The organism is Bradyrhizobium sp. LCT2, assembly GCF_009931255.1.
Classification (GTDB): domain Bacteria; phylum Pseudomonadota; class Alphaproteobacteria; order Rhizobiales; family Xanthobacteraceae; genus Bradyrhizobium; species Bradyrhizobium diazoefficiens.
On sequence record NZ_CP034432.1, the window covers coordinates 4,964,870 to 4,977,943 of the forward strand.

Consider the following 13,074-nt stretch of genomic DNA (forward strand, 5'->3'; position numbering starts at 1 on the left):
GGGTCTGATTTTTCGGGTCTGAAAGGGTTGGCCGGGGAAACTGGTTTGCGATGAACGCAAAGACCAACATCAAGCAGAGGCTGCCGAGCCGTCACGTGACGGAAGGCCCTGCGCGCGCGCCCCATCGGTCCTACTTCTACGCCATGGGTCTGACGACGGAGCAGATCCACCAGCCCTTCGTCGGCGTCGCCTCCTGCTGGAACGAGGCCGCGCCCTGCAACATCGCTTTGATGCGCCAGGCGCAGGCGGTGAAGAAGGGCGTCGCGCATGCCGGCGGCACACCCCGCGAATTCTGCACCATCACCGTGACCGACGGCATCGCCATGGGCCATGACGGCATGCGCTCCTCGCTGCCGTCGCGCGAATGCATCGCCGATTCCGTCGAGCTGACCGTCCGCGGCCATGCCTATGACGCCCTCGTCGGCCTTGCCGGCTGCGACAAGTCGCTGCCGGGCATGATGATGGCGATGGTTCGCCTCAACGTGCCCTCGATCTTCATCTATGGCGGCTCGATCCTGCCCGGCAACTTCCGCGGGCAGCAGGTCACCGTGCAGGACATGTTCGAGGCCGTCGGCAAGCACTCGGTCGGCGCCATGTCGGACGAGGATCTCGACGAGATCGAGCGCGTGGCGTGCCCCTCGGCGGGTGCCTGCGGCGCGCAGTTCACGGCCAACACCATGGCGACCGTCTCGGAAGCCATCGGCCTTGCGCTGCCTTACTCGGCCGGTGCTCCGGCACCGTATGAAATCCGCGACGCCTTCTGCATGACCGCGGGCGAGAAGGTGATGGAGCTGATCGCCCAGAACATCCGGCCGCGCGACATCGTCACCCGCAAGGCGCTGGAGAATGCCGCAGCCGTTGTCGCGGCTTCCGGCGGCTCGACCAATGCTGCGCTGCACCTGCCGGCGATCGCGCACGAGTGCGGCATCAAGTTCGATCTGTTTGACGTCGCCGAAATCTTCAAAAAGACACCTTATGTCGCGGATTTGAAGCCGGGCGGCCGTTATGTCGCCAAAGACATGTTTGAAGTAGGTGGCATCCCGCTTCTGATGAAGACGCTGCTCGACAACGGATTTCTCCACGGCGACTGCATTACGGTCACCGGTCGAACGATCGCCGAAAACCTCAAGAGCGTGAAGTGGAATCCGCACCAGGATGTGGTGCACCCGGCAGACAAGCCGATCACCGTCACCGGTGGTGTGGTGGGTCTGAAGGGCAATTTGGCGCCAGAAGGTGCGATCGTGAAAGTCGCGGGAATGTCCAACCTGAGGTTTACCGGTCCGGCACGCTGCTTCGACCGGGAAGAGGACGCCTTCGAGGCCGTCCAAAACCGCACGTACCGCGAAGGCGAAGTCATCGTGATCCGCTACGAGGGCCCCAAGGGCGGCCCCGGCATGCGGGAAATGCTCCAGACCACCGCGGCGCTGACCGGGCAGGGCATGGGCGGCAAGATCGCGCTCATCACTGACGGCCGCTTCTCCGGCGCCACCCGCGGCTTCTGCATCGGCCATGTCGGGCCGGAAGCGGCCATCGGCGGCCCGATCGGGCTGCTCGAGGATGGCGACATCATCGAGATCGACGCGGTCGCCGGCACCCTTAACGTAAAATTGAGCGACCAGGAGCTTGCCCAGCGCAAGACCAAATGGAGCGCTCGCGCGACTAACCACACGACGGGCGCGCTCTGGAAATATGCTCAGCAGGTTGGACCAGCGGTCGGGGGGGCAGTGACCCATCCGGGCGGCGCGCACGAGAAACAGTGCTATGCGGACATCTAGGCGTACCATTGTTGCGTTTGTGTTGGGGGCCAGTGCGCTGGCCATGCCGGCGCTCGCCTTCGACGGCGCACCGGTCAACCAGAAGGACGCGACCATCCCTGTCGTGACCACCTTGCCGGGGGCCGCGGGTGCGGTGCGCAGCAAGGTGCCGCCGGCGACCCAGGAAACCTCGCTCAGCGCCCTGCAATATGCCGCCGAGGGCGGCCATCCGATCGCGCAGTGGAAGCTCGGCCGCATGTACGCCAATGGCGACGGCGTGGCCCAGGACGACGTGCGCGCCTTCGAATATTTCAGCCGGATCGCCAACGCGCATGCGGAGGACAGTCCCTCGGCGCCTCAGGCGCAGATCGTGGCCAATGCCTTCGTCGCGCTCGGCCGCTACTATCTCAGCGGCATCCCGAATTCGAAGATCAAGCCGGACCAGGACCGGGCGCGGGAGATGTTCTCCTATGCGGCCTCCTATTTCGGCAATGCGGACGCGCAGTACGATCTCGCCCGGCTGTATCTGAAGACGCCGGACGCCTCGCGCGAGGATTTCCGCTATGGCGCGCGCTGGCTCGGGCTCGCCGCGCAGAAGGGCCAGCACGAGGCCCAGGCGCTGCTCGGCCAGATGCTGTTCAACGGCGATCGCCTGCCGCGGCAGGCCGCCCGCGGCCTGATGTGGCTGACGCTGGCGCGCGACAGCGCCGGCAGCGAAGAGACCTGGATCAAGGAAAGCTACAATCGCGCCTTCGCGAAAGCCTCGGACGACGACCGCGCCATGTGCCTGCAAATGCTGGAACAGTGGGTGCAGGGCCGCCGGGAGTAATCACTGTACGCAGTCATTCCGGGGCGGTGCGAAGCATCGAACCCGGAATCTCGAGATTCCCCGGTGCGCAATTGCGCACCTGAGGTTCGGCTCTTCGAGCCGCCCCGGAATGACGACGCTGATGGCTTACGCCGCCTCGAGATCCAGATCCGCCCATACCGGCACGTGGTCCGACGGCTTCTCCCAAGCCCGCACATAGCTGTCGATGCCGACATTGGCGAGCCGGTCGCTGGCCTGCGGCGACAGCAGCAGGTGGTCGATGCGCAGGCCATGGTTCTTCTGCCAGGCGCCGGCCTGGTAGTCCCAGAAGGTGTAGAGGCCCGGCTCGTCGGTGACGGCCCGCAAGGCATCGGTCAGGCCGAGGCCGAGCAGGGACTGAAAGCTCTCCCGCGTCTCCGTCTTGAACAGGGCGTCCTCGGTCCATGCCGCCGGATTGTGGACGTCGCGGGCATGCGGGATGACGTTGAAGTCGCCTGCGAGGATGAGCGGCTCCTCGGTCTTGAGGCGCTCCTTCGAATATTCAAGAAGTCGCGACATCCATTTGAGCTTATAGGGATATTTCTCGGTCCCGACAGGGTTGCCGTTGGGCAGATAGAGGCAGGCGATGCGCAGCACCCCGTGCTTGAGCGTCACCACGCCCTCGAGGAAGCGGGCATGGCTGTCCTCGTCGTCGCCGGCCAGCCCCGACTTGGTCTCGTCGAAGCGGAGCTTCGAGAGCAGGGCGACGCCGTTGAACGTCTTCTGCCCGTGCGTGACCACGTTGTAGCCGAGCGCCTCGATCTCCAGGCGCGGGAAGGCCTCATCGACGCATTTGATCTCCTGGAGGCAGACGATGTCCGGCTGGCACTCCTTCAGCCATGTCAGGAGCAGGTCGATCCGCTGCCGGACCGAGTTGACGTTCCAGGTGGCTACTCTGATGGGCATTTCGACGGCTCCGGGCAGGGGCAACCGTTAGAACAAAATGCAAACGCCCCCGTCAAGGACGCCGCAAAATCTCCCACAAAATTAACCCGGCTTAAGCGGACCGCAGGCCATTGATACGGAAAAGGTTCCACGGATGGGATGGCAGGTCGAAACTTCACAACAGGCTGAGCCGCGCGACGGACTGGTCGGCGCGTTCCTGTATTGGCTCGGCGGCTTCGAGATCGAGGACGGCCTGACCGCCGATCTCAGCGAGCGCGAGCTGGGCCGGATCCGCGCCAAGCAGATCGACGCGGTGACGCAGCTGATCCCGGTGACGATGGCCGTCACCATGCTCAACGTCGCCATTGTGCTGATCCTGTTCTGGGGCAGGGGCTGGAACGGCTTCCTCGCGATCTGGGGCCTGACGCTGGCCGCCACCGCCTCGCTCGCGGTACGTTCGTGGCGGCGGTCGCATCGGAACCCGCCGCAGGAGGCTTCGCCCCGCGCCGCACGGCACATGCTGCGGCAGGCCTTCTTCCTCGCCGCGATCTGGGGCACGCTGCCACTCGCGCTGTTCAGCCACATCGAGCCGACCAGCCAGCTGATCCTGGCCTGCCTGATGGTCGGCATGATGTCCGGCGGCGCCTTCACGCTCTCGACCTTCCCGCGCGCCGGCCTCGTCTATCTCGCCACCATGACGGTCGGCTGCGCCGGCGCGCTGCTATTGTGCGGCGCCGGGCCGTATCTGGTGACCGCGGGGTTCCTGCTGCTGTTCGCGTTCTTCATGGCGCGCAACATCGTCATGCAAGGCAACCTGTTCCTCGGCAATCTCAAGGCCCAGCTCGAGCTCGAACGCCAGACCGAGATCATCTCGCTGCTGCTGAAGGATTTCCAGGAGAACGCCAGCGACTGGCTGTGGCAGACCGACGCCGAGGGACACCTGGTCGACGTGCCCGAGCGCTTCGCCGATGTGTCGCAGCTGCCGCTTCCATTGCTGAAGGGCTCGCATTTCGCCGACGTGCTCGACATGCTTTGCCCCGAGGACAAGAGCGCGGCCTACAACATCGTCGGCCTGATGGAACATACCGAGCCGCTGCATGAGATGAACCTCAAGGTCGTTGCCGGCGGCGCGGCGCGGCTGTGGTCGCTGACGGCGAAGCCGGCCTACGACCGCGACGGCCAGTTCCTCGGCTATCGCGGCTTCGGCCGCGACGTGACCGAGCGCTGGCGCGCGGAAAAGGCCGAGGCCGAGAGCCGCGCCAAGTCCGACTTCCTCGCCGTGATGAGCCATGAGATCCGTACGCCCATGAACGGCGTGCTCGGGCTCGCCAGCATGCTGCTCGAGACCAGGCTCGATCCGGAGCAGCGCGAGGCCGTCGCCACGATCCGCGAGTCCGGCGACAACCTGCAGCGCATCCTCAACGACATCCTCGATCTGTCCAAGCTGGAGGCCGGCCGCTTCGCATTCGAGGCGATCGACTTCGCACCGCAGGCGCTGGTCGAGACGGTCGCGACCGTCGTGCGCGCGAGCGCAAAGAGCAAGGGGCTCACGGTCAAGGTCGAGCTCGATCCGAACCTGCCGCCGACGCTGCGCGGCGACGTCGCGCGCATCCGCCAGGTGCTGCTCAACCTTGCGTCCAACGCGGTGAAGTTCACCGACGACGGCGAGGTGACGATCTCGGCCACCTGCCAGACGCGGCGCGACCTGCTGGCGACCGTCGAATGGACCGTCAAGGACAGCGGCATCGGCATCGCGCCCGAAAAACTCGGCCTGCTCTTCAGCGATTTCGCCCAGGCCGACGCCTCGATCAGCCGCCGCTTCGGCGGCACCGGGCTTGGCCTTGCGATCTCCCGGCGCATCATCGAGCAGATGGGCGGCACGATCGGCGTCACCTCGACGCCGGGTGAGGGCTCGACCTTCCGCTTCACGCTGGTGCTGCCCTGGAGCCAGGCGCCGGCATCCGACCAGGCGGCCGGCCGCGACGAGGCCGACGAGCTCAAGGCGCATATCGCCGAGTTCGACCGGCCACTGAAGGTGCTGGTCGCCGAGGACGATGCCGTCAACCGCCTGGTCGTGAGCAAGATGCTCGGTGCCTTCGACGTCGAGCTGCGCGTCGTCACCGACGGCGTCGAGGCCGTCGCGGCGGCCTCGGAGGGGGACTACGATGTCGTTCTGATGGACGTGCGCATGCCCGACATGGACGGCCTTGCCGCAACCCGGGCGATCCGCGCGCAAGGCGGCCGCTTCGAGGCCCTGCCGATCGTCGCGCTCACCGCCAACGCCTTCCCCGAAGACGTCAAGATCTGCCGCGAGGCGGGCATGTCGGACTTCTTGGCAAAGCCGCTGCGCAAGCCCGCACTGGTCGCGGCGTTGCTGCGGGCGTTAAACCACGTGGCGTCGGACGACGCGCCGCTTCAGCCGGGGCTGATGCCGGTCGACGTCGAGTGGACAGAGGAAGAGAGGCAAATCGCCGGCGCGTAAGCGCTCAGATCGAGAAGCTGGTCCCGCAGCCGCAGGACGCCGTCGCGTTGGGATTGTTGACGCGGAACGAGGCGCCGATCAGGTCGTCCACGAAATCGACCTGCGATCCCGCCAGGAACGGCTGCGAGGCGGAATCGACCAGCACCACCGCATTGTCCTGCTCGATCACGAGATCGTCGTCGGTGCGGTCGCGGTCGATGTCGAACTTGTACTGAAAGCCGGAACAGCCGCCGCCCTCGACCGAGATGCGCAGCATCGCGCCTGACCCTTCGCCCTTGAGGATCTCCACAATCCGGCGTGCGGCCCGGTCACTGATGGTCACGGCAGTCGTCATCTCAGGTCTCCGATCGTCGGCGGCGTCATACCAAGGTTACTTGCCCAATTCATTTGGTATCCCGCGTCCGGCATAGTTAAGTGCCACCATACGCAGAATCAAATGGATAGGGACTAAATTCGCCGTGTCCGTCGGAATGGCAGCCCCCCACGCGCCCTATGCCTGCGACCCCGATCGCAGCCGCGGCCGGCTGGTCGCCGAGCCCCCGAGCCGGACCCGCAGCCCGTTCCGCCGGGATTGCGACCGGGTGATCCACTCCACCGCGTTCCGCCGCCTGAAGTACAAGACCCAGGTCTTCGTGTTCCACGAGGGCGACCACTACCGCACCCGGCTGACCCATTCGCTGGAGGTGGCGCAGATCGCTCGCGCCCTGGCTCGGCAGCTCGGGCTCGACGAGGACCTCACCGAAACCCTGGCGCTCGCACACGATCTCGGCCATCCGCCGTTCGGGCACGCCGGGGAGCGGGCGCTGGATGCGTGCCTGAAGGAATTTGGCGGCTTCGACCATAATGCCCAGGCCTTGCGCGTCGTCGCGGCGCTGGAGCACCGCTACCCCGAATTCGACGGGCTGAACCTGACCTGGGAGTCGCTGGAGGGCATCGTCAAGCACAACGGCCCTCTGACCGATCGCAGCGGTGCGCCGGTCGGACACTATCGCGAGCATGGCATTCCCGTCGGCATCGCCGACTACATCAAGGTCTACGATCTCGAATTGTGGAGCTTCGCCTCGCTGGAGGCGCAGGTCGCCGCGATCGCCGACGACATCGCCTATGACGCCCACGACATCGACGACGGCCTGCGTGCCGGCCTGTTCGACCTCGACGATCTCAAGGCGATGCCGCTCACAGCTGCGATCATTGCCGAAACCTCAGCGCATTATCCCGATCTCGAAGATGTCAGGCGCGGCGCCGAGCTGGTGCGCGAGCTGATCTCGCATCTGATCGGTGCGGTGTTTGCGGAGGCGCAGAAGAACCTTGCCGCCACCAAGCCGCAATCGGCCCAGGACGTGCGCCAGCAGAGCCGGGCGCTGATCGCGTTTCCCGCTGACGTCGCCGAGGAGGAGGCCGCCATCAAGCGCTTCCTCTACCAGCACATGTACCGTCACAAGCGGGTGATGCGGGTGATGGGGGAGGCCGAACAGATCCTGTTCGACCTGTTCGCGAAATACCTGAAATCGCCGGCCGAGCTGCCGCCGGAATGGCTGGTCGGGGCCGAGGCGGACAATGAGGGCGACCGGGCCCGGCGGATCGGCAATTTCATTGCCGGAATGACCGACCGTTTCGCCCTGACCGAGCACCAGCGGCTCTTTGACTCGACCCCGGATTTGCGTTAGGCGGCGGCCATGCCCGACACATCCTCATCCCTGCACCTGTTCGCTGACGTGCTCGCACGCGTGCACGCCGCCTGCCGCGCGCTCGCGGCGGATGCCAGCTGGCCCGAGGGCATCGATTTCTCGCGCGTGGTGGTCGAGCCGCCGCGCGATGCCTCCCATGGCGACATGGCGACCAACGCCGCGATGGTGCTTGCGAAAGAGGCAAAGGCGAAGCCCCGCGATCTCGCCGAGCAGATCGCCGAGCGGCTGCGTGCCGACGCGCTGATCGCCAAGGTCGATGTCGCCGGTCCCGGCTTCATCAATCTGACGCTGAAGCCGGCTGCCTGGGCGGAAGCGCTGCGCACCGTGCTGCGCGAGGGCGCCGATTACGGCCGCGTCCGCGGCGGCTCGAAGGTCAACGTCGAATACGTCTCGGCCAATCCGACCGGACCGATGCATGTCGGTCATTGCCGCGGCGCCGTGTTCGGCGACGCGCTGGCAAGCCTGCTCCAGTTCGGCGGCCACGACGTCACGCGCGAATATTACATCAACGATGCCGGCGCGCAGGTCGACGTGCTCGCGCGCTCCGCTTTCCTCAGGTATCGCGAGGCGCTGGGCGAGGATATCGGCGCGATTCCGGAGGGCCTCTATCCCGGTGACTATTTGAAGCCGGTTGGGCAGGCGCTGGCGAAGGAGCATGGCGACAAGCTGCGGACGATGAGCGAAGCCGAATGGCTGCCGACCGTGCGCGCCAAGGCGATCGCGATGATGATTGACGAGATCAAGGACGATCTCGCCGCCCTCAACATCCGCCACGACGTGTTCTTCTCGGAGCGCTCGCTGATCGAGAGCGGCAACAACAAGGTTGCCGAGACCATCGATTTCCTGAAGGCCAAGGGCGACATCTACGAGGGGCGCCTGCCGCCGCCGAAGGGCGCGCCGGTCGAGGATTGGGAAGACCGCGAGCAGCTGCTGTTCAAGGCGACCGCCTATGGCGACGACGTCGATCGTCCGCTGATCAAGTCGGACAATTCCTATACCTACTTCGCCTCCGACATCGCCTACCACAAGAACAAGTTCGACCGTGGTTTTGCGGAGATGATCGACGTCTGGGGCGCCGACCATGGTGGCTACATCAAGCGCATGCAGGCGGCAGTGAAGGCGACGACCTCCGGCAAGGGCGCGCTCGACGTCAAGATCGTCCAGCTCGTGAAGCTGCTGCGCAACGGCGAGCCGGTGAAAATGTCGAAGCGGAGCGGGGACTTCGTCACCTTGCGTGAGGTGGTGGATGAAGTCGGCCAGGACGCCGTCCGCTTCATGATGTTGTATCGCAAGAACGACGCGGTGCTCGACTTCGACCTCGCCAAGGTCATGGAACAGTCGCGCGACAACCCGGTGTTCTACGTCCAGTACGGCCACGCCCGCGGTCACTCGATCTTCCGCAACGCGCGGGCCGAGGTGTTCCCGGACCTGCCGGATGATACCGCCAAGCGCATCGCCTGGCTCAGTGAGTCGGCGGTGGAGCGGCTGTCGGACCCGGTGGAGCTCGACCTTCTCAAGCGTCTCGCAATTTATCCGCGGATGCTGGAAGCCGCCGCCGCGGCCCATGAGCCGCACCGGATTGCCTTTTATCTCTATGACTTAGCGAGCGAATTTCACGCACTTTGGACGAAGGGGCGCGATTTGCCCTATTTACGCTTCATTATCAATAATGATGCAGATCTTACAAAGGCGCGACTGGCCATGGTCCAGGGCGTCGTCTCGGTCCTGGCATCGGGCCTCGCCATCCTCGGCGTCCATGCCCCGGACGAGATGCGGTAGTTTGGGGCGAACTACTTAAGGGGAATTCGGGGGTAACCGGCAGAAGCCGGACCGCTTAGACTTGGTTGAAAGCCTTGTGGGTCGAAGGCCGTGCCTTGGTCGAGGGGGCGCGCGGCTTTCCCGAAGGGACGCATCATCACGATGGCCGAACGATATCAGGACAGACCGTTTCCTTCCGATGACTATGGTCGCGGCGGCGATCAGCATGGGAAGGCGGAAAATGATCCCTTGGCCGAGCTCGCCCGTCTGATCGGACAGACCGATCCATTTGCAGCGCAGGGGCGGCCCACCGCGCGCCCGCCGGCCGCACCGGCGCCCGCCCAGAGCTATCAGGAAGACGACTATCGTCAGGACGATGACCAGCAGGACTATGCCGCGCAGGCGCCGTCGGCTCCGCCCGGGCCGCCCTCATGGATGCGGCGCGCCAACGTGCAGCCGCAGCCGGCACCCGCGCCGGAGCCTGACTACCCCGTCTCCGTGAACCCGGTTCATCCGTTGCATCGCTATTCAGCCCAGCCGACCGCGGCCGAGCCTGATTTCCATCAGCCGCAGGCCTATCAGGATCACGCTTATCAAGATCAGCCTCATCAGGCTCCGGCTTATCAGCAGGATCAAGCCTATCAGCAGGAGCAGGCCTACCAGGAGCCGTACGCGCAGCCCGATCCGTCGCGCTATGACGATGCGCTCTACGGCAAGCTGGAGGCGGGTGAGCAGGACTATCAGCGCGATCCGGCCTATCCGGACGATCCCTACGCATTCCAGAGCGACTATCCCGAGGCCGATCTCGACGAGCCGAAGAAGCAGCGCGGCGGGATGATGACGGTCGCGGCGATCCTGGCGCTTGCCGTGGTCGGCACTGGCGCGGCCTTCGCCTACAAGACCTATGTCGGCTCGCCCCGCAGCGGCGAGCCGCCGATCATCAAGGCCGACAACACGCCCACCAAGATCGTGCCCGCGCCGACGGATTCCTCGGCCAAGGTGCCCGATCGCATGGTCAGCGGCGATGGCACCGAGAAGATCGTGCCGCGCGAGGAAGCGCCTGTTGACGTCAACGCCAAGGCGGGCGGTCCCCGCGTGGTGTTCCCGCCGCTGAACCCGAATGCGAACCCGCCGCCGGTGGCGAGCGTGTCGCCGTCCACGATCCCGCCGCCGAGCGCGGGTCCGATTCCGAGCAACGGTACGCTGCCGAACAATTCGCCGCGCACGATCCGGACCGTGGCCGTGAGGGGCGATCAGACCGATAGCGCCACGCCGCAATCGGCCGCTGCCGCCAAGCCGGCAACTCCGCCGAAGCCGGTCGCTGCGCCGCCCGGGCCGCGCACGCCGCCGACCTCGGCCAATGCCAGCGCCAACCAGCCGCTCTCGCTGGCACCGCAATCGGCGCCCGCAGCCGAGCCGCCGCAACGGATGGCTGCGACCAATCCGACGCAGATCGCGCCCGCCAGCAGTGGCGGCAGCGGCTACATTGTGCAGGTCTCCTCGCAGCAGAGCGAGGACAGCGCCGCCGCGTCGTACCGGGTGCTTCAGAGCAAGTACGGCAGCGTGCTCGGATCGCGCTCGCCGGTGATCAAGCGGGTCGATCTCACCGACAAGGGCAAGGGCATCGTCTATCGCGCCTTCGCGGGGCCCTATGGCTCAGCCGAGGAAGCGACGCAGGCTTGCAACAGTCTGAAGTCCGCAGGCTTGTCGGCCTGCTTCGTCCAGAGGAATTAACGGCCGTTTCCTTGACCCCCTCGCGGGGCAGGGTTAATCGGCCCTTATGAGCACGCGGGCCTTCATTACCGGCGTATCCGGAACGGAACTGACCGCCGCCGAGCGGGAGTTTATCCGTGCCGAGCGCCCATGGGGCTTCATCCTCTTCAAGCGCAATATCGCCACGCCGGCTCAAGTTGCTGCTTTGGTTGCAGAATTGCGCGCGATTGCGAACGCGCCCGACGCCCCCGTCCTGATCGATCAGGAGGGTGGACGGGTGCAGCGGCTGGGTCCGCCGCACTGGCCCGTCTATCCGCCGGGCGCCGTATTCGCGAATCTGTACGACAGTGATTCGGCGCTCGGGCTCACCGCGGCACGCCTCAGCGCGCGGCTGATCGCGGCCGATCTCGCCGATCTCGGCATTACCGTGGATTGCTTGCCGCTGGCTGACGTGCCGGTTCAGGGCGCGGATGCCGTCATCGGGAACCGGGCCTATGGCACCGAACCTGGCAAGGTCGCGGCGATCGCGCGCGCGGTGACCGAGGGCCTGGAGCAGGGTGGCGTGCTGCCGGTCCTCAAGCACATTCCCGGCCACGGCCGCGCCACCGCCGATACCCATTTCCAGCTGCCGACCGTCGACACGCCCAGGGACGAGCTGGAGCGGACCGACTTCGCGGCGTTCAAGCCGCTGGCGGACCTGCCGATGGCCATGACTGCACATGTTGTGTTTAGCGCGGTCGACCCCGCCCATCCGGCGACGACATCTGCGACAATGATTGCTCAGGTGATTCGCGGCGCAATCGGGTTCCAGGGTTTGTTAATGAGTGATGACGTGTCGATGAACGCGCTGGCGGGAAGCATTGCCGATCGGACCCGCGCCATCTTCGCGGCCGGCTGCGACATGGCTCTGCATTGCAACGGCAACATCGAGGAGATGCGCGAGGTCGCCGGCCAGACGCCTGAACTGTCGGGCAAGGCGCTGGAGCGGGCGACAGCCGCGCTCGCGGCGCGCAAGGCGCCGCAGCCATTCGACCGGGCGGCCGCACGCGCCGAACTGGACGCATTGATCGCACGGGCAAACACGGCATCCGCATGACCGCAGAAATCCTATCGTTTGAAACCGGGCGGCCCGCAGAGCTCGCCGAGGGTGAGCCGGCGTTGGTGGTGGACGTCGAGGGCTATGAAGGCCCGCTCGACCTCCTGCTCGCGTTGGCGCGGCAGCAGAAGGTCGATCTCGCCAAGATCTCGATCCTGGCGCTGGCCGACCAGTATCTCCACTTCATCGAAGCCGCGCGAAAGATCCGGCTCGAGCTCGCCGCCGACTACCTCGTGATGGCCGCGTGGCTCGCCTTCCTGAAGTCGCGCCTGCTGCTGCCGGAGCCGCCGAGCGCGGAAGGGCCGAGCGCCGAAGAGATGGCGACCGCGCTTGCCAACCGCCTGCGCCGGCTGGAAGCCATTCGTGAAGCCGCCAACCGGCTGATGAACCGGCCGCAATTGCAGCGCGATATCTTCCCGCGCGGCGAGCCCGAACAGATCGCCGAGATCAAGCATCCGAAATACACCGCGACGCTGTACGACCTGCTCACCGCCTATGCCTCGCAGCGCCAGTCGCGTGTGCTGGCGAGCGTGCATCTGGCCAAGCGCACGGTGTGGTCGCTCGCCGAGGCGCGCGCCACGCTGGAACGGCTGGTCGGCAGCATCAGCGAGCAGGACGACTGGGGCGTGCTCGACGACTTCCTGATCCGGCACGTCGCCGATCCGACGCAGCGTGCCACGGTGTTCGCCTCGAGCTTCGCCGCCGCGCTGGAGCTAGTGCGCGAAGGTCAACTCGAGCTGAACCAGAAAGAGGCGTTTGCGCCCATCTATTTCCGGAAGGGGCGCCCCAAACCGGTCCCTGACGCAGCTCCCGCGCCCGATGCGCCGGTCGCTTAAGTGCAAGAAGGAGAA

At 65.9% G+C, this 13,074-nt stretch carries 10 protein-coding genes; 8 read left to right on the forward strand and 2 right to left on the reverse strand.

What is annotated here, in order from left to right:
• Positions 1 to 50: 50 nt before the first annotated feature.
• Together ilvD and EI171_RS23955 are read left to right on the forward strand one after the other, a co-directional pair.
• Entirely contained in the window at positions 51 to 1,775 is a 1,725-nt protein-coding gene (gene ilvD / locus EI171_RS23950) for a dihydroxy-acid dehydratase (protein ID WP_028171833.1), read from the forward strand.
• Positions 1,762 to 2,583 carry a tetratricopeptide repeat protein gene (locus EI171_RS23955; RefSeq protein WP_161534838.1) on the forward strand — a complete coding sequence of 274 codons (822 nt, stop codon included), beginning with the start codon at positions 1,762 to 1,764 and terminating at the stop codon, positions 2,581 to 2,583. Before ilvD ends, EI171_RS23955 begins: the two co-directional genes overlap by 14 nt.
• A 126-nt stretch (positions 2,584 to 2,709) precedes the next feature.
• Here EI171_RS23955 and xth read toward each other — a convergent pair whose 3' ends face one another.
• Positions 2,710 to 3,507 (reverse strand): exodeoxyribonuclease III, encoded by a 798-nt coding sequence (xth, locus tag EI171_RS23960; protein WP_039185184.1) that lies wholly within the window; start codon positions 3,505 to 3,507, stop codon positions 2,710 to 2,712.
• A 133-nt stretch (positions 3,508 to 3,640) separates the two neighbouring features.
• On the opposite strand from xth, the gene EI171_RS23965 reads away from it, so the two are divergent.
• Positions 3,641 to 5,968 (forward strand): ATP-binding protein, encoded by a 2,328-nt coding sequence (locus EI171_RS23965; protein ID WP_161534839.1) that lies wholly within the window; start codon positions 3,641 to 3,643, stop codon positions 5,966 to 5,968.
• 4 nt (positions 5,969 to 5,972) lie between these two features.
• On the opposite strand, the gene erpA is transcribed toward EI171_RS23965, so the two are convergent.
• Entirely contained in the window at positions 5,973 to 6,302 is a 330-nt protein-coding gene (gene erpA / locus EI171_RS23970) for an iron-sulfur cluster insertion protein ErpA (protein ID WP_161534840.1), read from the reverse strand.
• A gap of 124 nt (positions 6,303 to 6,426) precedes the next feature.
• On the opposite strand from erpA, the gene EI171_RS23975 reads away from it, so the two are divergent.
• The 5 genes from EI171_RS23975 (at position 6,427) to EI171_RS23995 (ending at position 13,059) form a co-directional block, all read left to right on the forward strand.
• Positions 6,427 to 7,635 carry a deoxyguanosinetriphosphate triphosphohydrolase gene (locus tag EI171_RS23975; RefSeq protein ID WP_202633003.1) on the forward strand — a complete coding sequence of 403 codons (1,209 nt, stop codon included), beginning with the start codon at positions 6,427 to 6,429 and terminating at the stop codon, positions 7,633 to 7,635.
• Positions 7,636 to 7,644: 9 nt separating this feature from the next.
• A complete protein-coding gene (gene argS, locus EI171_RS23980; protein ID WP_161534842.1) occupies positions 7,645 to 9,435 on the forward strand; it encodes an arginine--tRNA ligase in 1,791 nt (596 codons plus the stop codon).
• A 141-nt stretch (positions 9,436 to 9,576) separates the two neighbouring features.
• A complete protein-coding gene (locus EI171_RS23985; protein WP_161534843.1) occupies positions 9,577 to 11,148 on the forward strand; it encodes an SPOR domain-containing protein in 1,572 nt (523 codons plus the stop codon).
• Between the two features lie 46 nt (positions 11,149 to 11,194).
• A complete protein-coding gene (gene nagZ, locus EI171_RS23990) occupies positions 11,195 to 12,223 on the forward strand; it encodes a beta-N-acetylhexosaminidase (protein ID WP_161534844.1) in 1,029 nt (342 codons plus the stop codon).
• Entirely contained in the window at positions 12,220 to 13,059 is an 840-nt protein-coding gene (locus tag EI171_RS23995) for a ScpA family protein (RefSeq protein ID WP_011087521.1), read from the forward strand. Before nagZ ends, EI171_RS23995 begins: the two co-directional genes overlap by 4 nt.
• Positions 13,060 to 13,074: the final 15 nt, after the last annotated feature.

What these genes read in the sequence shown, in the direction of transcription:
- xth (WP_039185184.1), bottom strand. Translation starts at nt 3,507, where the DNA reads ATGCCCATCAGAGTAGCCACCTGGAACGTCAACTCGGTCCGGCAGCGG.
- argS (WP_161534842.1), top strand. Translation starts at nt 7,645, where the DNA reads ATGCCCGACACATCCTCATCCCTGCACCTGTTCGCTGACGTGCTCGCA.
- EI171_RS23995 (WP_011087521.1), top strand. Translation starts at nt 12,220, where the DNA reads ATGACCGCAGAAATCCTATCGTTTGAAACCGGGCGGCCCGCAGAGCTC.
- ilvD (WP_028171833.1), top strand. Translation starts at nt 51, where the DNA reads ATGAACGCAAAGACCAACATCAAGCAGAGGCTGCCGAGCCGTCACGTG.
- erpA (WP_161534840.1), bottom strand. Translation starts at nt 6,302, where the DNA reads ATGACGACTGCCGTGACCATCAGTGACCGGGCCGCACGCCGGATTGTG.
- EI171_RS23955 (WP_161534838.1), top strand. Translation starts at nt 1,762, where the DNA reads ATGCGGACATCTAGGCGTACCATTGTTGCGTTTGTGTTGGGGGCCAGT.
- nagZ (WP_161534844.1), top strand. Translation starts at nt 11,195, where the DNA reads ATGAGCACGCGGGCCTTCATTACCGGCGTATCCGGAACGGAACTGACC.
- EI171_RS23965 (WP_161534839.1), top strand. Translation starts at nt 3,641, where the DNA reads ATGGGATGGCAGGTCGAAACTTCACAACAGGCTGAGCCGCGCGACGGA.
- EI171_RS23985 (WP_161534843.1), top strand. Translation starts at nt 9,577, where the DNA reads ATGGCCGAACGATATCAGGACAGACCGTTTCCTTCCGATGACTATGGT.